This is a genomic window from Achromobacter colocynthidis, from assembly GCF_057334535.1.
Genome location: NZ_JBHFIZ010000037.1, coordinates 714,546 through 734,734 on the forward strand (window position 1 = coordinate 714,546; position 20,189 = coordinate 734,734).

The 20,189-nt window shown below is 62.1% G+C and carries 20 protein-coding genes; all 20 read right to left on the bottom strand.

What is annotated here, in order from left to right:
• Position 1: 1 nt before the first annotated feature.
• On the bottom strand, positions 2–724 hold the full coding sequence (locus ACE04A_RS22950; RefSeq protein WP_448716755.1) for a flagellar hook-basal body protein: 723 nt from the start codon (positions 722–724) through the stop codon (positions 2–4).
• A gap of 52 nt (positions 725–776) precedes the next feature.
• Positions 777–2,855, bottom strand: coding sequence for a flagellar biosynthesis protein FlhA (locus tag ACE04A_RS22955; protein ID WP_448716564.1), 2,079 nt, complete (start codon positions 2,853–2,855; stop codon positions 777–779).
• On the bottom strand, positions 2,852–3,931 hold the full coding sequence (locus ACE04A_RS22960; RefSeq protein ID WP_448716565.1) for an EscU/YscU/HrcU family type III secretion system export apparatus switch protein: 1,080 nt from the start codon (positions 3,929–3,931) through the stop codon (positions 2,852–2,854). Before ACE04A_RS22960 ends, ACE04A_RS22955 begins: the two co-directional genes overlap by 4 nt.
• Positions 3,931–4,695, bottom strand: coding sequence for a flagellar biosynthetic protein FliR (locus ACE04A_RS22965; protein ID WP_448716566.1), 765 nt, complete (start codon positions 4,693–4,695; stop codon positions 3,931–3,933). The genes ACE04A_RS22960 and ACE04A_RS22965 overlap by 1 nt, the downstream gene beginning before the upstream one ends.
• A 6-nt stretch (positions 4,696–4,701) precedes the next feature.
• On the bottom strand, positions 4,702–4,941 hold the full coding sequence (locus ACE04A_RS22970; protein ID WP_448716568.1) for a flagellar biosynthetic protein FliQ: 240 nt from the start codon (positions 4,939–4,941) through the stop codon (positions 4,702–4,704).
• 16 nt (positions 4,942–4,957) lie between these two features.
• Complete coding sequence (locus tag ACE04A_RS22975; RefSeq protein WP_448716569.1) at positions 4,958–5,974, bottom strand: hypothetical protein; 1,017 nt, start codon at positions 5,972–5,974, stop codon at positions 4,958–4,960.
• A 165-nt stretch (positions 5,975–6,139) separates the two neighbouring features.
• Positions 6,140–6,733, bottom strand: a complete 594-nt coding sequence (locus ACE04A_RS22980) for a putative 2OG-Fe(II) oxygenase (RefSeq protein ID WP_448716570.1) — start codon at positions 6,731–6,733, stop codon at positions 6,140–6,142.
• A gap of 252 nt (positions 6,734–6,985) precedes the next feature.
• On the bottom strand, positions 6,986–8,290 hold the full coding sequence (locus tag ACE04A_RS22985) for an ABC transporter substrate-binding protein (RefSeq protein ID WP_100854355.1): 1,305 nt from the start codon (positions 8,288–8,290) through the stop codon (positions 6,986–6,988).
• A 36-nt stretch (positions 8,291–8,326) separates the two neighbouring features.
• A complete protein-coding gene (locus tag ACE04A_RS22990) occupies positions 8,327–9,451 on the bottom strand; it encodes a zinc-dependent alcohol dehydrogenase family protein (protein ID WP_448716571.1) in 1,125 nt (374 codons plus the stop codon).
• Between the two features lie 116 nt (positions 9,452–9,567).
• The gene (locus ACE04A_RS22995; protein WP_100854353.1) at positions 9,568–10,320 is read right to left on the bottom strand and encodes a glucose 1-dehydrogenase; all 753 of its coding nucleotides are present in this window, start codon (positions 10,318–10,320) and stop codon (positions 9,568–9,570) included.
• Positions 10,321–10,347: 27 nt separating this feature from the next.
• Positions 10,348–11,784 carry an aldehyde dehydrogenase family protein gene (locus tag ACE04A_RS23000; RefSeq protein WP_279997251.1) on the bottom strand — a complete coding sequence of 479 codons (1,437 nt, stop codon included), beginning with the start codon at positions 11,782–11,784 and terminating at the stop codon, positions 10,348–10,350.
• 16 nt (positions 11,785–11,800) lie between these two features.
• Positions 11,801–12,457, bottom strand: a complete 657-nt coding sequence (locus tag ACE04A_RS23005; RefSeq protein WP_259250473.1) for an ABC transporter ATP-binding protein — start codon at positions 12,455–12,457, stop codon at positions 11,801–11,803.
• A 3-nt stretch (positions 12,458–12,460) separates the two neighbouring features.
• Complete coding sequence (locus ACE04A_RS23010) at positions 12,461–13,201, bottom strand: ABC transporter ATP-binding protein (RefSeq protein WP_448716573.1); 741 nt, start codon at positions 13,199–13,201, stop codon at positions 12,461–12,463.
• 2 nt (positions 13,202–13,203) lie between these two features.
• A complete protein-coding gene (locus tag ACE04A_RS23015; protein ID WP_448716575.1) occupies positions 13,204–14,214 on the bottom strand; it encodes a branched-chain amino acid ABC transporter permease in 1,011 nt (336 codons plus the stop codon).
• Positions 14,214–15,119 carry a branched-chain amino acid ABC transporter permease gene (locus ACE04A_RS23020; protein WP_100854348.1) on the bottom strand — a complete coding sequence of 302 codons (906 nt, stop codon included), beginning with the start codon at positions 15,117–15,119 and terminating at the stop codon, positions 14,214–14,216. The genes ACE04A_RS23015 and ACE04A_RS23020 overlap by 1 nt, the downstream gene beginning before the upstream one ends.
• Positions 15,120–15,451: 332 nt before the next feature.
• Positions 15,452–16,090: an electron transporter SenC gene (locus ACE04A_RS23025; protein WP_448716577.1), complete on the bottom strand. Its 639-nt coding sequence runs from the start codon at positions 16,088–16,090 to the stop codon at positions 15,452–15,454.
• The gene (locus ACE04A_RS23030) at positions 16,087–17,472 is read right to left on the bottom strand and encodes a GldG family protein (protein WP_485820551.1); all 1,386 of its coding nucleotides are present in this window, start codon (positions 17,470–17,472) and stop codon (positions 16,087–16,089) included. Before ACE04A_RS23030 ends, ACE04A_RS23025 begins: the two co-directional genes overlap by 4 nt.
• A complete protein-coding gene (locus ACE04A_RS23035) occupies positions 17,469–18,182 on the bottom strand; it encodes an ABC transporter permease (protein ID WP_391437779.1) in 714 nt (237 codons plus the stop codon). The genes ACE04A_RS23030 and ACE04A_RS23035 overlap by 4 nt, the downstream gene beginning before the upstream one ends.
• Entirely contained in the window at positions 18,179–19,162 is a 984-nt protein-coding gene (locus ACE04A_RS23040) for an ABC transporter ATP-binding protein (protein ID WP_485820552.1), read from the bottom strand. The genes ACE04A_RS23035 and ACE04A_RS23040 overlap by 4 nt, the downstream gene beginning before the upstream one ends.
• Before the next feature lie 67 nt (positions 19,163–19,229).
• Positions 19,230–20,090 carry an N-acyl homoserine lactonase family protein gene (locus ACE04A_RS23045; RefSeq protein ID WP_100854344.1) on the bottom strand — a complete coding sequence of 287 codons (861 nt, stop codon included), beginning with the start codon at positions 20,088–20,090 and terminating at the stop codon, positions 19,230–19,232.
• Between the last annotated feature and the right edge of the window lie 99 nt (positions 20,091–20,189).

The window sequence follows — 20,189 nt, forward strand, 5'->3', positions numbered from 1 at the left end:
CTTAGAATTCACCTAGTTTTTGCACGGCGCGCCCCGTCATTTCATCTACGACTTGCGCAGTCTTCTGCAGGCTTTCGAAATGACGCATGACGTCAATAGTTCCCACCATTTCATGCGCGGGATCGACGTTCGAACCTTCCAGGTACCCTTGCAGCACGGAGAAGGCGCCATCCTGCGCCGGCTGTGCGCGCTGGTTCTCCGCACCGTAGACGCCGCCGCCCAATCGCGTCATTTTTTCCGGCTCATCGAACGAGGCCATGCTTAACTTGTCGACGAAACGGCCCTGGTCATAAACGTTGCCCAGATGGTCGATTCGGGGTGACGTCGAGACCACGCGGATTTCCCCCCCCACTCCCATCACCAAGTCGCCCTGCGCCGTTACCAGCCGGCCCTGGCTGTCTGTGTGCATAGCGCCTTGCCGCCCGTACAGCGTCTTGCCGTCGCGGGACAGTTCCAGGAATACATTGTTTCCAGTTAGCGCAACATCAAAGGGGCGCCCTGTGTACTGCACGGCCCCGGGCCGCATATCCGAATAGGTTGATGAAGCCGTGGCGCGCGTTTCCGCCACGGGCGCGGGGCGTTCGAGTGCATTCATCTGCGCCTCAAAACCAATGCCTGCAACCATTTCCCGCTTATAGGCGGGCGTACGCACGTTGGCCAGATTCACCGCGATCGCGTTAAGTCGCGTCTGGTCGATTGCCATACCTTGCGCGATGACGTTCATTATTTCCACGACTCACTCCTTGATCGGTCACTTTTGGCGGTGGGCGTAGGCATCAGGCCGCCACGTCTTGCAGTGCAGCGACGGACACCGCCGAAAACGCCTTGAGGTCGATGCTGTTGGGTACTTCGGACATCGACAACACGCGCAGGTGCGGCAACACGCGCTCTGTCAGCATCCTCATATGCCGCCGCAGATCGGGCGAGCACAGCAGGACCGGCAGCAGATTCGCTTTCATCATTCTTTCCGCCTGCTGAACCAAGTTTCCGATCAACTGATCAGCGAACTTTGGCTCGATAGCCAAGCGGGCTCCTGTCTCGGATGAAAGCCTGAGCGCACGGCCGATGTGGGCTTCGGTTAGCGGATCCAACGTGATGACATGCAACGTACTTGTGTCCCCGGACAGCGAACGGCAGATTGCCTGCCCCAGGCGCTGCCGAACTTGTTCGGCCAACAAACTGGAATCGCGCTGGTGCCTCCCCGCGTCGGCAAGTACCTCCAGAATGGCTTCCAGATTACGTACGCTGACTTTTTCCCTGACCAGGGCCTGAAGCACCTTTTGCACTTCGGTGGTGGACAGCACCCCTGGGATCAGCTCTTCGACCAGGCCAGGTTGGTCCTGGCGTATCCGCTCCAGTAGCCTGTCCGTCTCTGAACGAGTCAGCAGCGTCGCGGATTCTCGGCGTAGTACTTCCGTCAAATGAGTCATCAGTACGGTCAACCCGTCGATGAGCGTATAGCGCCCTTGTTGGGCACTCGCCTTCTCTGACTCTTCGATCCATACCGCGGGCAAGCCATAGGTTGGATCACGGGTCTCGATGCCACGCACAGTCTTGGTGACTCCAGCCGGGTGAATCGCGAGCCAGCGATTGGCCATCGCCTGGCCTTTGGCAACTGGCACGCCGTACACCAGGATCTCGTATTCATCCGGACCCAAGCGGGCGCTCGCGCGGAAACGGACGATTGGCAATACCAGCCCCATTTCCTGCACATACTGATTGCGAAAGACGGACACGCGGTCAGAGAAGCCGCTGTTATCCAGCACTGACGGCAATAGGTGCGCACCAGCCTGGATCTCGATAGGTTCGACTTTTAGCGCTTCGTAAGGGTCACCAGAAGCCGGCGCAACAGGCAAACCGTCTTCCGTTCCTTCCTGGGCGCCTTGGGTGGCTGCCGAGCGCATGGCCCGGCTTGCTATCCAACCCACGACCAGCATCAGCATCGCCAAGACGAAGGCTGGCAGCGCCGGAATGCCAGGTAATGCCATCAGCCCGAACAAGGCGGCGCAAACAAGGAAGAGTGTCTTGGGGAACAAGGTGATCTGTCGCGCCACCTCTTGGCTGAAGTTGCCGTCGGATGCCGAGCGGGTAACGATGATGCCCGTCGCCACGGCAATCACCAGCGCCGGCACCTGCGTCACGATCCCGTCGCCAATCGTCAACAACGTGTAGATCTTGACCGCTTCGCTCCAGGGAATTCCCAGCTGCATCACACCGATGACCAAGCCGCCGATGATGTTGATCGCCATGATAAGAATGCCGGCAATCGCATCGCCCTTGACGAACTTCGATGCACCATCCATCGCGCCGTAGAAGGCGGCTTCTTTTTCGAGTGTCTTGCGTCGAGTCTGGGCTTGTTCCTGCGTGATGAAGCCCATGTTCAAGTCAGCATCGATGCTCATCTGTTGACCCGGCATGCTGTCCAACGTGAACCGCGCAGCCACTTCGGAAACACGCTGCGCGCCGCTGGTGACCACGACGAACTGGACGACGATCAGAATCAGGAAAACGATCAATCCGATTACGTAGTTGCCGCCCACCACATAACCACCAATTGCAGAGATCACGCTTCCCGCGTTGGCTTCCGACAAGATAAGCCGAGTCGCCGCGACGTTCAGTGACAGGCGGAATAGGGTTGCGATCAACAGCAACGCCGGGAAGGTCGAGAATTCGACCGGCCGCGTCATGTAGAAAGTCAACAACAGAATTAAAAACGCGAAGCTGAAGTTCGCCAGGATTAGAAAGTCCAACGCCCAAGGCGGAATGGGCATGAACAGGACGATCAGGATCCCCATCACGACGAGCACCATGATGACGTCCCGATTGCTCGCCAACCATTGCGAGATCCGGTTCATTTGGCCCCCGACAATGCCGCGCGTGCATTGCGCTGCGCAAATAGCCACACCATGATGCGTGCGACGTCCGCATACAGCGCCGTCGGAATGGTTTGGCCCATATCGCCCTGGAAGTACAGGGCTCGCGCAAGAACTGGGTTGCGCACGATTGTGACGCTACACCGCGTAGCCTCGGCGCGCATCCGAGCGGCCAACGATCCCGCACCTTTTGCCAACATGACGGGTGCGGCCATCTCGCCGCGCTTGTATTCCAAGGCGACAGCCAAGTGCGTGGGGTTGACGATCAAGACATCGGCCTTACCTACCTGGCGCACCGATGACGCCTTCAGTAGCATCTCCATCCGCAATCCGCGCAACCTTGACCGGACACGGGGATCGCCTTCGCGGTGCTTTACCTCGTCCTTTACGTCGCGGCGACTCATACGCATCTTGCGCCTGAACTCGAACCGGGTATAGCCCACATCCAGTAGCGCCAAAAGCAGCGCGACGAACGCCAGTTTCAGTGCCATTGAGGCCAACATCGAGATCAACATGCGCAGCGCGCCATATGGCGTCTGTTCGCCCAGCCGGTACAGATCAGACCGGAAATCTGACACGATTAAGTAAAGAACCCAAGCCAGTATCGTGATTTTGACGACACTTTTGAAAGCGTCGTAGATGGTACGCATCGAGAACAAACGCTTGAGGCCGGTCGCTGGGTTAATACGGGTCAAATCTGGCTTTAGCGGAAACGCGCTCCACACGAGCCCTGTCTGCCCCAAACTGGCTATCAGCGCAGCTGCCGCCACCGCCACCGCGAATGGAGCAATGATGCCTAACGCTTGCGAACCAACGCGCCCGATCAGCGACACAACGGACGTCGCGGTAACGTCCATGCTCAAGCCTTGAATCAGTGCGGCACGACCCAATGCCACCAACTCCTGCAGCGCATCCCAGCTCCATGCGTACAGCGCCGCGGCCGCAGTCAACAAAGCTACGGCACTGGTGAGGTCGGGGCTACGAGCGACGGAACCCTTTCGACGCGCCTGCTGGAGCTTGTAAGGCGTCGCGGCTTCGCTTTTATCGAATTCCTGCATTAGCGCACCGCCCCATTCCACACGTCGGACGTCAACCGAAAAGCCCGAGAGATCCCGGTCGGCATGAACCGCGCCCAGATCGACAAAGCGAACAGCCCAACCATGATCTTGACCGGCAAGGCGATCACGAACACGTTCATTTGAGGCAGCCCCCGGGCTAGGACGCCAAGTCCCAGCTCCACCAGTAGCAACACTGCAGCCACCGGCGCGATTAGCACGAAACCCGCTGCATATACGCTTCCCCAAGCGGCCAGCAAAGCGCGCAGATCAACATCCTGGACTGAAAACTCACCCACTGGCACTGCTGTCAGCGTATAGGCGATACCGCGCAACAGCGCATGGTGTCCGTCGAGGAGGAAAAACAACAATACGCTCGTGTACAGAAACACCGATGTGATGATGGGCACCTGCGCCCGACTGACAGGGTCGAAAACCTGACCGATTCCGAAGCCAATCTGAATGTCCAACGCACGACCAGCAAAGGCGATGGCCGAAAATGCGCAAAAGATCCCGCAGGCGAGCAACAGTCCAAATGAAAACTCCAAAGCGGCGCTTTGTAAGAACTCGCCCACCGAAACCGGGGCAGCGAGCGCCGTGACCGGCAGGGTCGAAGCAATAGCGAAGGACAGCATCGCTACCAGCAGTACTCGAACCGTAGTGGGGATCGGAAACATCGTAAAGACAGGCGTGAACGCCAGCATCGCTCCAATTCGGATCGACACCAAAACGACGGTAGCGAAGGTCGGGATGAAGACGGCGGACATGATTAGTTAGCGCAGTCCAGGAACATCGCGCAGCAGGGTCGTCGCGTATTGCATCAATGTCCTCAACATCCAGGGACCGAACATCACCATCGCCAACACCGCGGCTACGATCTTCGGAATGAATGTCAGCGACATTTCCTGCACCTGAGTCACAACTTGCAGGATGCTGATTGCAACGCCAACAGCGAGTGTCAGCAGTAAAACTGGCGCGCAGATCAAAAGTCCGGTCCAAAACAAATCGCTCATCAACTGAATTGCGAGGTCAGGCCGCATGCGCGCCCCCAGCAACCATGCCGTCTTCGATCTCGTCCATAGCAACTGCGTCGTCGCCAAACATAGACCCCAGCATGGCTGGGTACACGTTTGGGTGGATCATGGGATGGCTGTTCATTTCCAATAACCAAACTTGGTCGTTTTCGTCAATAACAGCATCCAGCGTGAAAACCGAATTTTTACGTACAGCCTCCGGAATTCCGCGATAAAGCAGGGGACCGGCGTAGCAAAATTGTGCAGCCACGTCGGGGGGCATTTGGTGCCATACGTCTCGATTCTTGAGCGTCACGCGGTCGTGAGGCGTCAAGTACCGAAAGTCGAGCATCGCGCGGACACCTTCCGGCAGTACTTCGTCAAGGCTATAGCCTTGCCAAGCCAGGATCTGTGCCGACTCATCAAGATTCATGGTCAGGTCAAAATTGCCTCGGGGCTGAGTGGCAATTTCACGCAAGGTCCGCCGCCCGTCTCCGGTGATTTCCGGCGGCGACAACACTTCCAGCGCGACAGGCTCACCATTCCAAAACCACGCTTTAGCACTTCGACCTCGGATGAACTGTTCGCAGAAGTTCCCTTCCTGTATTGCGATGTCATCACTTAGTGGAGCTAGCGGCCCAAACGGACCGCGGATGCCCACGCCAAAAGAACCGATAGCGGGCTTGATGATGTAGTCCGGAGTCAAAGGCGGACCAGAAGTCCAGCTGGCAGTAACGCGCAGGCCATTAGCCAAGGCATAGTCTTTGAATAGCGTCTTGTCTGTGGACAATGGCCAGGATTTCACCGGATAGGGCATCCAGCCGATGAAATCTCCGTCACCCGTGAAATCTCGCTGATAGATCGTCCTGCCTTCGTAGTCACGGACGAAGCGCGGTATCAACACAACCCGACGTCCGTTCAGGCGAATGGTCATTTCGAACGTTTCGGGCGCGATCAACATTTCGGCCCCACGTGCAAGCGCCCATTCACGAATGGGGTGCAGGTGTTTGATTGGGCGAAACAGGTAATACATAAAAGCCGCCGAACAGAAGGCCAGAAACGGGGTTTGCCTAAGATGCGGCGGAGTTTAAGGGCACCGCAATAAAATCACAATACGAAACTAGTAACGTCATATTGTTTCAATTGAAACTTTACCTTGGGTCGATGAATATAGGAAAAATCTTATTTTTTCGGGGACTTAGACTGATCTCTCGTACTTCACACTACCTGCGATTACCCGCCTTGTTACATTATCGGTATTTGGCGTGGTGTAGTGCATGAGGTACCTGGGAAACAAAATGAGATCGCCTTCGCGAGGCTGAATGATTTTTACTAAGGCATGTCGGGGGACAACAAACCCCCCTCGACCAATGGTCCCGCGCGGATCCATGAGCACCAATTGACCGCTACCGTCCTTCGGCATCGTCAGGTAGTAGACAAAAGCCAGATCGGACCCTTCGTGATAGTGTGCGTGAACGGCATCCTTGGCTTGACCCGACCTCTGCACGACAAACCACATGGTGTGATGCCGATCGGCCTGGTGAATTTGCTCACCATAGACTTCCGAAGCGTAGTGGTCGCATTCGGCCAACAATAGCTGGCGGATAGCTTTCAGATGAGGATTGCGCGTCCGCTTGAAGATTCCCGTGTCGTAGCGGGTATACAAGGTTTCAAGCGTGGCCGACCGTTTTTCGTCATTCAGCAGGCGGCTTTGATTCTGTTCTGAGTAGGCTTGCAGTGCCTCATGCAGACCCGTCCCAACCTGCCCGGTTTCGCGCAGGTTGTAATGCATGATCGGAGTGGGCCACAACCATTGAATTTCGCGGGACATGGATCAACAAAGGAAGTTTGGCGGCGCGCCTTTCGCGCCGCTACATACCAAAGTTATCCTTCCAGCCGAAGTTCAGTTTAGGGGCCGTCAGAAAATAATTTTCGGGCTCTCGGGCATCAGGTTCGCGCGACCAGCTTCGCCCAAGGTCCCGCCACACAAAAAAAACCCGACGATTTCTCGTCGGGGAGTCCCTGCACACACAACACAGCTTGCTCAGTTCGAATACACCTTGATCTGGTCGCTTTTCAGCACGTCCGGGGTCAGGCTCTTTTCAATCCAGCCCATCGACGTGTCTTCGACGCCCGGGGTGACCAGTTCGGCCGGCACGATGGTGATGTCGGCCAGTACCTTGAACGGGTACTTGTCGCTCTTCTTGGTCACGCCGAACAACTGCGCTTCCAGGGCTTGGCCGTCGGCGCGGTGCATTTTGACTTCGCGGCCGTAGCCTTTGAAGTTCACGTCGTGCATGGCGGCGGCCACTTGTTCCACGGTGGGCCAAGCGCCGCCGTTGTCCTTGATGGCTTTTTCGTAGCCGGCTTTCAAGCCTTGCACCGCCTGCACCATGTGGTAGACCGAATAGATCGGATATGCGCCCGTCTTGTCGTGGAACTTCTTCACGAAAGCCTGGTGCTGCGGGTCGTCCTTGGTTTCCGGGTGCAGGAAGTAGTGGTCGCCGCGCGCGCCGACGTAGACGCCTTCGGGCAAGGCGTTGCCCAGGCGTTCCAGCGAGCTTTCAGCCAGGGACAGCACGAAAGTGGAGTTCTTGAACAGGTTGCGTTGCGAGGCCTGGCGCACGAAGTTGTCCAGGTCGCCGCCCCACGAAGTGGACACGATGACGTCGGGGCGCAGGGCTTGCAAGCGGCTGATTTCGGTGGAGAAGTCGGCGGCGCCGAACTTGGGGAACATCTCGGCCACGACCTTCACGTCGGGCTTGAACTTCTTCAGCGCGGCCAGGAAGATGTCACGCGAATCGCGGCCCCAGGCGTAGTCCTGGTTGACGATGGCGATAGTCTTGAAGTCGGGCTTGACCTTCATCAGGTACAGCACCTGGGCGACCATTTCGGTGGTGGCGTTGGCTTGGGTACGCACCACGTACTTGTACTTCTTGCCTTCCAGGGCTTTTTCCGTGCCGCAGTCCCACATCACGTTCAGCACTTTCAGGTCTTCGGCGACGGGGGCCACGATGTTGCAGTGGCCGCTGGAAATGGCGGACAGCATCACGCGGGTGCCGCCTTCGGCCAGGCGGCGATATTCAGACAGCAGTTTCTCACCGCCGCCGCCTTCGTCGATGTAGCTGGGCACGAGCTTCACGCCGTCGATGCCGCCTGCGGCGTTGATGTCCTGGATGAGGATTTCGGCCGCGTCGCGGGCGGGCACGCCGAATACCGAGGCCGAGCCCGACAGGAAGGTCGAGATGCCGATGTTCAGTTCCTTGGGCTTGTCGGCGGCGCCGGCCAGGGCCGCGAAGCCGGTCAGCAACGTGGCGCCTAACAGGGCGGCGAGTCTTGAGGTTTTCATGGTCTTGTCTCCAGTGTTGTAGTCGGGTCTATGCCCTTAGAAAACGATGGCGTCGCGCAGGCTGCCGCCGGTGGCGAGGTGATCGAACCCCTCGTTGATCTGGTCCAGCGAAAACGATTTGCCCATCATCCGGTCCACCGGCAACTGGCCGGTTTTGTACAGGTCGATGTAGCGGCTGATGTCGATGGCGGGTACGCCCGACCCCAGGTAACTGCCGCGTATGTCGCGCTCTTCGCCCACCATCTGCGAGAGCGACAGCGGGAAGCTGAGCTTGGGGTTGGGCAGGCCCGACGTCACGGTGGCGCCGCCGCGCCGGGTGAGCTTGTAGGCGGTCTCGAACGCGGGCACGGCGCCCGCCATGTCAAAGCCGTAATCCACGCGGCCACCGGCCAGGTCGAACAGGTCGTCGTCGGTCTTGACCTGCTTGGGGTTGACCACGTGGGTCGCGCCCAGCTCTTTGGCCAGGGCGAGTTTTTCGTCGCTGAGATCGACGGCAACGACGCGGCGCGCGCCGGCCGCCACAGCGGCCAGCAAGGCCGACAGGCCCACGCCGCCCAGCCCGACGATGGCGGCGGTGTCGCCCGCCTTGATACGCGCCCGGTTCAGCACCGCGCCGGCACCCGTCAGCACGGCGCAGCCGAACAGCGCGGCTTCACGGTGGCTGAGTTCAACGTTGACCTTTACGCAAGACCGACGCGACACCACGGCGTATTCCGCGAAGCAGGACACGCCCGTGTGGTGGTTCAAATATTCGTCGCCAATGTGCAGGCGGCGGTCGCCGCCCAGCAACGTGCCTTGCGTGTTGGCGGCGGCGCCGGGTTCGCATAGCGCGGGGCGGCCTTCCATGCAGGGGTTGCAGCAGCCGCAACTGGGCACGAACACCATGGCCACGTGATCACCGGGTTTCAGGTCGGTAACGCCGGGGCCGGTCTCGACCACTTCGCCCGATGACTCATGCCCAAGCACGATCGGCACGCCACGCGGGCGGTCGCCGTTGATGACAGACAAGTCGGAATGGCAGAGGCCGGCCGCCTTGATGCGCACCAGCACTTCGCCCGCGCCGGGCGGGTCCAGTTCGACCTCGGTGATGGCCAATGGCCGGGTCTGGGCGTAAGGACCTTGCACCCCTACGTTACGCAACAACGCCGCTTTGATTTTCATGCGCTGACATCCAAGTAGAAGCAATACGGGCTAGAAGCGATGCGGACCGAAAGCAATACGGACCAGTAGCAATGCCGACCGGAAACCGGCCGGCAGGCTCCGGCCCGATCACAGCCTTACACCGTGCGTCCACCGTCCACGGGGAACTCCACGCCGGTGATGAATTCCGCCGCGTCGCTGGCCAAGAACAACGCCGCCGCCGCCACGTCCGAGGGTTGGCAGAAGCGGCCCAGCGGAATGGTGGACACGAACTTGGCGCGGTTTTCGGGCGTGTCGGGCAAGCCCATGAACAGTTCGAACATGCCGGTGATGCCCATCACCGGGCAAATCGCGTTGACACGAATACCGTCGGGGCCCAGTTCCACGGCCATCGATTTGGACAGCACGTTCACCGCGCCCTTGGACGCGTTGTACCAACTGAGGCCGGGGCGCGGGCGGATGCCGGCAGTCGACCCCACGTTGAGAATCACGCCGCGCTTTTGCTTGCGCATCACGGGCACCACGGCCTGCGCCATGTGATAGATGGACTTCACGTTGATCTCGAACATGCGGTCAAACATGGCCTCGTCCACGTCCAGCATCGGCTGGTTCTTGTGGGTGATGGCGGCGTTGTTGACCACGATGTCGACCGACCCGAATTGCTCCAGGCACACACGCACCACGTTGTCGATGTCGGCACGGCTGGACACGTCGGCCTTCACGGCCAGCGCGGCCGCGCCTACTTCACCGGCCACGCGGTCGGCGGCTTCCTTGTTGATGTCGGCAATGACGACCTTGGCGCCTTCCTTCGCGTACAGCTTGACGATGCCTTCGCCGAAACCACTACCCCCACCCGTAACGATGGCGACCTTACCCTGCAACTGACTCATGACTGGACTCCGTAGATGGCGTGGCGATCATTCGCCGTAGAACTGGATCAACGTTTTCGTGGTGCTCATTTCTTCCAGGGCGATAAAGCCCTTCTCGCGCCCGTGGCCGCTTTTCTTGACGCCACCAAACGGCAGTTCCACGCCGCCGCCCGCGCCAAAGCCGTTGATGTAGACCTGGCCGCACTTGATGCCGCGCGCCACGCGCTGCTGGCGTCCGCCGTTCTCGGTCCAGACCGCGCCCAGCAGGCCGTAGTCGGTGGCGTTGGCCAGCCGGATGGCGTCGGCTTCGGTGTCAAAGGGCAGCGCCACCAGTACCGGCCCGAAGATCTCTTCGGTCAGCAAGGTGCTGTCATGCGAGGGCGCGGAGAACAGCGTCGGCTTCACGAAGAAGCCGCCCGCGGGCACGCCGTCGGCAATGCCGCCTTCGGCCGCCACGGTCAGGCCGTCGGCCAGGCCCTTGGCGATGTAGCGGTTCACGCGCTCAAACTGCGCCTTGTTGACGACGGGGCCGCAGGTCAGGTCCATGTCGGGCGTGCCGGCGCGTACCTTGGAAAACTCTTCGGCCAGCGCCTTCATGAAGTCGGCGTAGACGCCGCGCTGCACCAGCAGACGGCTGCCCGCCGTGCAGGTCTGGCCCGTGTTGTGGACGATGCCCTTCACGATGGCGGGAATGGCCAGCTTGTAATTGGCGTCATCGAACACGATGTGCGCCGACTTGCCACCCAGTTCCAGCACGCACTTGACGGCGTTGACGGCGGCCGCCTGCTGGATCAGCACGCCCACTTCGTTCGACCCGGTGAAGGTGATGAAGTTGATGTCGGCATGACGAGACAGGCTGGCGCCCGCCTCTTCGCCCAAGCCCGTCACGATGTTCAGCGCGCCGGCCGGAAAGCCCACTTCCAAGGCCAGTTCGGCCACGCGGATGATGGACAGGCAGGCGTCTTCAGCCGGCTTGACCACGCTGGCGTTGCCCATGGCCAGGGCCGGCGCCACGCTGCGGCCAAACATCTGCGCCGGGTAGTTCCACGGAATGATGTGAGCCGTCACGCCCAGCGGCTCGCGAATCAACTGGACGGAATAGTCCTTCTGGAAAGGTATGGTCTGGCCGTGCACCTTGTCGGCCGCGCCGCCGTAGAACTCGAAGTAGCGGGCCAGCACGGTGATATCGCCGCGCGCGGTGGACATGGGCTTGCCGGTGTCGCGCGATTCCAGTTGCGCCAGTTCTTCGTGGTGCGCCAATACCGATTCACCAAGGCGCAGCATCAGACGGCCACGTTCCAGCGCCGTCATGCGGCCCCAGTCGCCCTCCAACGCGGCGCGCGCGGCCTGCACGGCGGCATCGACGTCAGCCTGCTGGCCGCGCGGAATGGTGGTGAACACCTCGCCATCCACGGGCGACACCACGTCGATAGTGCGCCCGTCGTGCGCGTCGACCTGGCGGCCGTTGATAATCATCTGCGTCATGCAATGTCTCCGGTAGTCAATTCAAGGTGATCGAGCCGCGCTCGATCGTCCAGATCTGGTCAGGGATGCCGCCCAGCAGCTTCACGTTGGATTCGGTGATGACCACGCACAACTCCGGCTGCAATTCCTTCAGGCGTTCCAGCGCTTCGGTGTAGTCGCGCGCCAGCTTTGGGGCCAGGCCCTGAAACGGTTCGTCCAGCATCAGCAAGCGGGTGCCGACCATGATGGCGCGCGCCAGCGCCACCATCTTTCCCTGGCCGCCCGACAAGGCCGAGCCCGAGCGGCCCAGCATGGGTTCCAGTTGCGGCACCACCTTCAGCACGGTCTGGATGCGGGCCGCGATGTCTGTCTTGGACTGGCCTTGCACCTCGCAAGGCAGGTTCAGGTTTTCCTGCACGGTCATGGTCGGGAAGATCACGCGGTCTTCCGGCGCGTAGCCCACTTTCAGCGCGGCGCGCTTGTGGCCAGGCATGGCACTGAGGTCGGCGCCGTCAAACATGATCTTGCCGGACTTGATCTTGGTCAGGCCCATGATGGTGCGCAGCAGCGTGGTCTTGCCCGCGCCGTTGCGGCCAACGATGCCGATGGTCTTGGACGCGTCGAAGCTGGCGCTGACGTCGCGCAGGATGCGGTTGCCTGCCAGGTCTACGTTGATGTCGGATAGGTTCAGCATGGCTCAGGCCCCCAGCACTTCGCTTTTGATCTGCGGGTTGTTCAGGACTTCGTCCGGCGTGCCGTCGGCCGCCACCTTGCCCGAGATCCAGGCCGCCACCCGCGTGGCGTAGCGCGACACGATGTCCACGTCATGCTCGACAAACCAACTGGTCACGCGGCGTTCGTCCAGCGCATGCATCACGGTTTCCATCAAGGCGAATTTGTCTTCGGACGCCACGCCGCTGGTGGGCTCGTCCATGATCAGCAGCTTGGGGCGCAAGGCCAGCGCCATCGCCACGTCCAGCAGCTTGCGCTTGCCTTCGGGCAGTTCAATGGACGCTTCGTCGGCTTCGGGCAATAGGCCCACCAGGTCCAGCGGGGCGTCCACTTCCTTCTCGTCGATGGTGCTTTCCAACGAGCGAAACCAGCTCAGTTCCTTGTTGCGGCGCGCGGCGGCAATCTGCACGCACTGGCGCACGGTGTGCTCGGTAAACAACTGCGGCAACTGGAACGAACGGCCCAACCCCAGGCGCACGATCTTGCGCGGGGCCATCGCCGTAACGTCGCGCCCGTCGAAATACACCTTGCCTTTGGAGGGCGCCAGGTAGCCGGTGCAGATGTTGATGAAGGTGGTCTTGCCCGCGCCGTTCTGGCCGATGACGGCCAGGCGTTCGCCTTCATGCAATTCAAAGTTGATGTTGTCGGCCGCGATCACGCCGCCGAAGGACAGATGCAGGTCAGTGGTTTGAATAAGGGGTTTCATCATCAGTTCCTGGCCGGCGCTTGCGTCGCGGCTTGAATACGCGCCTGCGAGATGGCGTTGGCGCGGGCCCGGGCTTCGTCGCGCTTTTGCCTGGCGATGCGCTGCATGATCTGGCCGACAAAGCCGGTGGGGAACATGAAGATCACCAGGATCAGCGTCAGGCCCAGCAAGAACTGCCACAGGCCGGGGAAGTACGCGGCCGACACCAGCTTCACGGTTTCAAAGCCCACTGCGCCCAGGAAGGCTCCGGCGGCATGCCCTGCCCCACCCAGAATCGTGATGAACACGAATTCGCCCGACCGCAGCCACGATCCGATTTCCGGCGTGACCAGGCCCTGCATCAACGCCAGGATCGCGCCCGAAAACCCCACCACGACGGCGGACAGCAGGTAGCCCTTCCACATGATGAAGTAGGCGGAAAACCCCAGATATTCAATGCGCGTTTCGTTCGTCTTGATGGCCGCCAGCGCCTGGCCGCTGCCCGACCGGAAGTAGCGCTGCACCCACCAGGCCAGCACCAACGACAAGACCAGCGTCAGCACCAGCAAGGCACGTTCGAACGATTCGCGCTCCATCAGCACACCGGCAATGGCGGGGCGCACGATGCGCATGCCGTCCGAGCCGCCCGTCAGGGTGTAGAGCTTGCCCAGCAGCGCGAACAGCACCATGCTCAGCGCCAGGTTCAACATGCCGAAGAAGATGCCGCGGTAGCGCACCACGAACAGGCCGACCACCACGGCAGCCAGGAAGCTGGCCACGACACCGGCCAGTATCAGCACCAGCGCATCGGCGCCCGGCATGGCGCGCGCCAGGAAGGCCACGGTGTAGGCCGAGATGCAGGAATACATGGCGTGGCCGAACGAGATCTGGCCGGCGCGGGCCATCACCGACACGCCCAGTGCGGCAATGGCGTAGGTCAGGCCGATGACGATCGGCGTGATGGTCCACGAATAGGTGTAGCCAAGGAACAGCGTGGCCAGCGCGGCCACGAGGCTGAGTACGACGACTTTCATCAGATCCTCCGGGCTTGGGCGACGGTGAACAAGCCATGCGGCCGGATGATCAGCACCAGCACCATGATGATGTACGGCACCGCCACTTCCAGTTCGGGCGCGGCGTAGACGGCAATGGAACGCATGATGCCGATCAGCAATGCGGCGATCAGCGCGCCGGTAATCTGCCCCAGGCCCGCCGTGGCCACCACGGCGAACGACAGCACCGTCATGTCGGTACCGGCGCCGGGCACCAGCGACGTGGTGGGCGCGGCCATCGCGCCGCCCAGGGCACCCAGGATGGTGGCGATCACGAAGGTGACGTAGCCGATCTTCTTGGCGTTGATGCCCAGCGACGTGGCCACTTCACGGTTGTGCGTGGTGGCCACCGTCTGCTTGCCCAGCTTGGTGTGGCGCAGGAAGAACTCCAGGCACACGTAGGCCAGCACGGCGGTCACCGGCACCACCACCAGTTGGTAGGTGGTGTAGGTGATGTCGCCGATTTCGATATTGCCCAGGCGGTTGACGACTTCGCTGGCGCTGTAGGGCTGCGCGCCCCACAGCAGGCGCTGTATGTCTTCCAGCATCAGGAAGCCGCCGAAGGTGATCAGCAGTTTCAGGATGGGGTCGTAGTTTTGCGCGCGGCGGATCAGCACGAATTCCATGATGCTGCCCAAGGCCAGGCCCACCGCGATGGCGGCCACGAACAAGGCGGCGAACAGCAGGAAGGGGGAGTCGGTCTTGGGCGCCAGGAACATGACGAGACTGGCCGCGGCGTAGCCACCGAAGGCATAGAAGGCGCCGTGGGCGACATTCAAGATGCCCATCACGCCGAACACCAGGGTTAGTCCCATCGACACCAGGAACAGCAGACTGGCGTACGCCACGCCATCCACCAAGGCGAGAGGCAGTAGATCCAAGGTCAAGCGTCTTCTCCCAATCCGCTAAGCACCTGCCGCGCGGGCGATGCGTTGCCTTGGCAACGTGCGTCCCCTGCACGGCGGTACGGGCATGTTGCCCGGGACGCGCATGGCGCGCCCTTGTCTCGTTATGGACCTTGCCGTGCCCGCTGCCGATACGAATCGGAACAGGCCGGAAGGCGTTTATATGGACGGGTCCGATCGCAGGCCACAACCGCTTTTCGTAGTCGTCCGATGTGGAAAAGAAGTATAGGGAGGCGCGTTTTCAGCGCCTATTTATCTTTGCGCAAGCCGGGTTTCACAAGCGATAGAGTGGCAGTGGCGGGCGTGTTTACCGTCTACGGGTTTACCTGCATCGTCGCGGCCAAGGGCGCCCGCGTCTGGTAATTGGGGATGATGCGCAGGTGCGGTTCGTTGGGCAATCGCACATAACGGCCTAGGCCATCCGGCGTAAGCGCGCCCACGTCCATGCGGGCCAGCGCGACGCCGTGGGCGTCGTCGATGGCGATGCGCAGCGCGGGTGGGTTCAAGCCATAGGATTCGTCGGCATGCGGGGTCAGGATGCGGTCGCTGCGGGCGTGCGAAAACAAAGTCAGGAAGTCGGCGACGTCGAAGTTGGCGACGGCGGGGGTTGCGTGCCAGCCTTGCGCGCCGCGTTGCAGCATCAACGTCTGCGCCGATGTCTGGGTCTGCTCCGGCACCTGCACCTTCGATGTCTGCGTCGATGTCTGGGTCGATGTCTGGGTCGATGTCTGCATCTGCGCAGGGATCAGCAAAGTAACGCGTGCTGCTTGCTCGGCTTTCCAGGCATACAAACGCGCGGGCTTGCCGCTATCGTCATGCAGATGCGTGTGGCCGCTGTGCGTGGCGGGCGACTCCATGGCTTCGTGCCACTGCCACGCCGACAACACCACCCCGGCCGCCAGCAACATCGGCCATGCGATGCGACGTCCCTGGGAAAGGCGCGCGGCGTTCACCGCCGTCTCCACCACAGCAACAACCCCGTCATCAACGCCAGCAGCGGCAAGACGACGGTGCTGGTCCAGAACACCGTGCGCATCTGGCGGTTGCTGAGTTCGACGCGGCGGTTTTCGTAATGACGCGGGCGGATCGTCAGCAAGGCATCTTCTCCGGCCAGCAGCGTAACGGCGCTGGTGAAGAGCGCGCCGTTGCCCAGGGTGGCGAAATGGCGGTTGGTCGCAAAGTCGCTATCGCCCGCCACCAGCAAGGTGGGCCGCGCCGATCCATCCACGCTGGCCGTCTGCGCGTTGCGCGTGGCCCGCGCCATCAAGGTGTGGCGCGTGCCGGCTTGACCCGGCAGATGTGCCTGGGCGGACGTCTGCGCCAAGGGAATCACGGGCACGCCCGGGGGCAGACTGTCGCCCGCGGGCTCCAGCACGGCCGCGCCGGGAAAGAAGCTCAAGGGCAAACCGCGCGTCATCTTGTGGCGGGTGTAGTCGCTGACGGCGGGGCTGCCGGCGTCGTTGCGGTAGTGGCTGGCCGGGTCCGCCAGCGCGCCCGCCGGCCGTGCAATGCCGAAGTCGGCCAGCAAGGCATCCAGGCCGTGCTGCGTGTCGGGTTCCAGCAGCAGCAAGGTCTTGCCGCCGTCCGCCGTCCAGCGGCGCAGCGCCTGCGTGTCGTCCGCGCCGAAGGGCGTACGCGGGCCGGCGGCAACCACCACGGCGCACGCCGGCAGCACTTGCGCGAGGCTACCCGCGTTCACGGCGCGGGTGCCAAAACCCAGCGTTTGCAAGGCATTGCGCGCCATCGCCAAGCCGTGCTGCTCATGCACTTCAACGCGCGCCACCAGGTTTTCGTCGTCGCCGTGGTCTTCCAGATCGTCCAGCGACGTCAGGCTGTCCAGCATGGCTTCACGATGCCCTTGCGTGAAGCACACCGTCTGCGCGCCCTGCTGGTTGATGCGGATCAGCGCGTTGGTGAAGTCGGTTTCAGTGCCGCCGTTGATCGTCATCTTGCGGCTGTCGGCGGCCAGCACCGCGCTGCCCGCGAACTGGATGCCGGCTTCGCGCGCCGCGGCCGGGCGCAGCGCCGGGTCCACGCCGCGCACGCGGATCAGCGGGTTGGCGTGCTCGTACTGGCGCAGCAGTTCCAGCGCATCCACCATGCTTTTGTTGCGCAGGTCATAGAACCAGGTCACGTCCACCGGCTGCTTGATCTGGCGCGCCACGTCCAGGCTTTCGGGCGACAGGCTGTAGAGCCGCTGCGCCGTCAGATCCCAACGACCCAGACTGCGGGATGCCCACAGGTTCAGCGCCAGCAGCAAGGCCGCGACCGCCAGCACGGGCAGCCATAGCCCCAGCCGTCTGCCCGCGCGGCGCAAGCCGAGGTGGCCGTTCATCGCAGCCTCCAGCGCTTCAGGTTGACGGCCGCGATCATCAACGCCAGCACCGCCACGCTGGCCAGCGTCACCGTGGCAGGCCCGGGCAGCACGCCACGGATAAAGTCCACGTGCTGCGCCGACAAGGACAGCGCCTGGAAGAACGGCGACAAGGCCGGGAACGCATCCAGCGCGGCCGGGTAGTCCATGAACCACAGCAACACCAGGATGCCCCAGGTGGCGCTGGCCGCCACGATCTGGTTCGAGCAGGCGCTGGACACGGCAATGCCTATCGCCAAAAACAACGCGCCGTACAGGAATACGCCGATGTAACCGCCCACGATGGGGCCGTAGTCAGGCTGCCCGTACCAGGCCAGCGGCAGCACGGCGGCGGTCGTACCCGCCAGCATCAAGGCCAATACGGTCAGCCCCGCCGCGTACTTGGCCGCCACCAGCGTGGCGTCCGACAAGGGCAAGGTCAGCAACAATTCCAACGTGCCCTGCCGCGCCTCTTCCGCAAACGCACGCATGCTGACCAAGGGCATCACCAGGATCAGCAAGATCGTCATGTTGTGAAACGCCGTGACCATTTGGCCGGTGCTGACGAAGAACAGATTGAAGCTGAACAGGTAGCCCGACAGCGCCCAGAACACGGCCACCACCACCAGCGCCACGGGCGAGCCGAAGTCGGTGCGCAGCTCTTTTCGGTACAAGGCAAGAAAGCCCTTCATGCGCGCCTCCGCAAGACCGGGTCCCATAACACCGGATCATTCGGCGCCAACGCCGCCAGCAGGCGGGTTTCGACGGCGTCGTGCAAGGACAGCACGGCGCGCACCTGGGCATGCGCCAGCACGATGCGCAGCACCTGATCGCACACGGCGCCTGGCGCTTCGCCACTACTAGCGGTGTTCCAACTGATGCGCCACTTGCTCAACGCGGCGTCCAGCACCATGGCGTCCACCGCGTGCACGCCCGCGCAGGTCGACAAGGCGGCATGCAAGGCCGCGTGGCCCGACGTGGGCAAGGCCAGTTGCAATTGCAGCGCCGACTGCGCCTGGCCCAAGGCCGCATCTTCCACCAGGTGGCCTTGGCGCAGGATGACGATGCGGGTGCACAAGGCCTCCACCTCTTGCATGAGATGGCTGCTGAACACCACCGCGCGCCCTTCGGCGCAGCGGCGGATCATGGCGCGCGCTTCCACGATCTGCACCGGGTCCAGGCCGTTGGTGGCTTCGTCCAACAACAGCACGGGCGGATCATTCAGCACCGCTTGCGCCAGCCCTACCCGTTGCCGCTGGCCCTTGGACAGGCGGCCGATGGCGCTGCCGGCAACGGCTTGCAAATCGAAGCCGTCAATGGCGCGTTCAATGGCCTGGCGGCGCGCGCGCGCCCCCCCCGCCCCCTTCACGCCCGCGCCAAACTCCAGGTATTGCATGACCGTCAGCGCGTCGTACAGCGGCGCGCGTTCGGGCAGGTAGCCGATGTCGGCATTGCCCCGGCCTGGGGCGGGTTCCTGCCCTCGAACCGTGACGCGGCCGCTATCCGGCGTGTAGAACCCCGCCATCAGGCGCAGGGTGGTGGTCTTGCCGCTGCCGTTCGGCCCCAACAGGCCCACGATTTCCCCGGGCGCTACGGACAGGCTCAGGGAATGCAGGACCTGGCGGGGTCCGAACGACTTGCAGACCTGATGCAAAGCAACAGCCGGCTGCATGGAACGCCTTGGGTCGGTGTATCGGGGGGTGGGCGGGGGGTTGGCGCGAGGTCGTCGGGCCTATGCCTTAGTCAAAGACTTTGGTCTTGGCGTTCTGCGCGTGCTGCTCGGCGTCGTGGCTATACCAAAGCTGCCCCTGGCGCGCGTCGCGGATCTGCTTGAGCCGGTCAATCGCCTGCATCGACGCCGCGGTGTTCCAGGTAATGCCGGGGATCACGCCCGCCTCGTTCTCAGCCGTGTAGATCGCGTCCGCCGCCAGCAGCACCGTGCCGGTGTTCTTCAGTTTCACCTGCAAGGACTGATGCCCCTGCGTGTGGCCCTTGGTGTCCAGCAGCACGATGGTGCCGTCGCCGAACAGGTCGAAGTCGCCTTCCACCTGGATGAAGTCGTAGTCGCGCGTGGTGTCGAAGTCTTTCATGACATAGGCGGCGCGCTGGAATTTCTCGGGCCACCAGGCGGCGCGCAGCTCGGCCTTTTGCACCACGTGCTTGGCCTTGGGGAACATCTTGATGTTGCCGGCGTGGTCCAGGTGGAAGTGCGAATACACCACGTACTTCACGTCGCTGACATCAAAGCCCGCGGCCTTCAACTGGCGGTCGATGACTTCGTCGCGGCCCTGGATGGAATTGAAGGCGCCGCACAAGCCCTGGCCCCAATAGTTGGCGCAGTTGCCATCGGCGGTAGCCTGGTTCATGCCGGTGTCAAACAAGACCAACCCGCGCGGGTGCTGGATCACATAGGCGGGCACGGGGATCTTGATCTTGGTGCCCACATCGACCATGGCGGTCATGAAGCCTTTGTCCAGCTCGATCTTGCCCACGGACAACTGCATCAGCTTGACGTCGGGCGGCGCGTCAGCGGCCTGCGCGCCCGCCATCATCGCCATTGCCCCAAGCGCACCTGCAAACCTCTTCCAGCTCTTGCTCATTGTCGTCTCCTCGGACCAACAGGGATGACCGCCGCCACGTGGCAACGGTCGATAGCAAGCCGCCCGGTGTGTCCCGGGTTTTTTCAATACGGTTTTGCT

Excerpts from the sequence above, each read along its gene's own strand:
- ACE04A_RS22950 (WP_448716755.1), bottom strand. The coding sequence starts at position 724 with ATGAACGTCATCGCGCAAGGTATGGCAATCGACCAGACGCGACTTAAC.
- ACE04A_RS22955 (WP_448716564.1), bottom strand. The coding sequence starts at position 2,855 with ATGAACCGGATCTCGCAATGGTTGGCGAGCAATCGGGACGTCATCATG.
- ACE04A_RS22960 (WP_448716565.1), bottom strand. The coding sequence starts at position 3,931 with ATGCAGGAATTCGATAAAAGCGAAGCCGCGACGCCTTACAAGCTCCAG.
- ACE04A_RS22965 (WP_448716566.1), bottom strand. The coding sequence starts at position 4,695 with ATGTCCGCCGTCTTCATCCCGACCTTCGCTACCGTCGTTTTGGTGTCG.
- ACE04A_RS22970 (WP_448716568.1), bottom strand. The coding sequence starts at position 4,941 with ATGAGCGATTTGTTTTGGACCGGACTTTTGATCTGCGCGCCAGTTTTA.
- ACE04A_RS22975 (WP_448716569.1), bottom strand. The coding sequence starts at position 5,974 with ATGTATTACCTGTTTCGCCCAATCAAACACCTGCACCCCATTCGTGAA.
- ACE04A_RS22980 (WP_448716570.1), bottom strand. The coding sequence starts at position 6,733 with ATGCATTACAACCTGCGCGAAACCGGGCAGGTTGGGACGGGTCTGCAT.
- ACE04A_RS22985 (WP_100854355.1), bottom strand. The coding sequence starts at position 8,290 with ATGAAAACCTCAAGACTCGCCGCCCTGTTAGGCGCCACGTTGCTGACC.
- ACE04A_RS22990 (WP_448716571.1), bottom strand. The coding sequence starts at position 9,451 with ATGAAAATCAAAGCGGCGTTGTTGCGTAACGTAGGGGTGCAAGGTCCT.
- ACE04A_RS22995 (WP_100854353.1), bottom strand. The coding sequence starts at position 10,320 with ATGAGTCAGTTGCAGGGTAAGGTCGCCATCGTTACGGGTGGGGGTAGT.
- ACE04A_RS23000 (WP_279997251.1), bottom strand. The coding sequence starts at position 11,784 with ATGACGCAGATGATTATCAACGGCCGCCAGGTCGACGCGCACGACGGG.
- ACE04A_RS23005 (WP_259250473.1), bottom strand. The coding sequence starts at position 12,457 with ATGCTGAACCTATCCGACATCAACGTAGACCTGGCAGGCAACCGCATC.
- ACE04A_RS23010 (WP_448716573.1), bottom strand. The coding sequence starts at position 13,201 with ATGAAACCCCTTATTCAAACCACTGACCTGCATCTGTCCTTCGGCGGC.
- ACE04A_RS23015 (WP_448716575.1), bottom strand. The coding sequence starts at position 14,214 with ATGAAAGTCGTCGTACTCAGCCTCGTGGCCGCGCTGGCCACGCTGTTC.
- ACE04A_RS23030 (WP_485820551.1), bottom strand. The coding sequence starts at position 17,472 with ATGAACGGCCACCTCGGCTTGCGCCGCGCGGGCAGACGGCTGGGGCTA.
- ACE04A_RS23035 (WP_391437779.1), bottom strand. The coding sequence starts at position 18,182 with ATGAAGGGCTTTCTTGCCTTGTACCGAAAAGAGCTGCGCACCGACTTC.
- ACE04A_RS23040 (WP_485820552.1), bottom strand. The coding sequence starts at position 19,162 with ATGCAGCCGGCTGTTGCTTTGCATCAGGTCTGCAAGTCGTTCGGACCC.
- ACE04A_RS23045 (WP_100854344.1), bottom strand. The coding sequence starts at position 20,090 with ATGAGCAAGAGCTGGAAGAGGTTTGCAGGTGCGCTTGGGGCAATGGCG.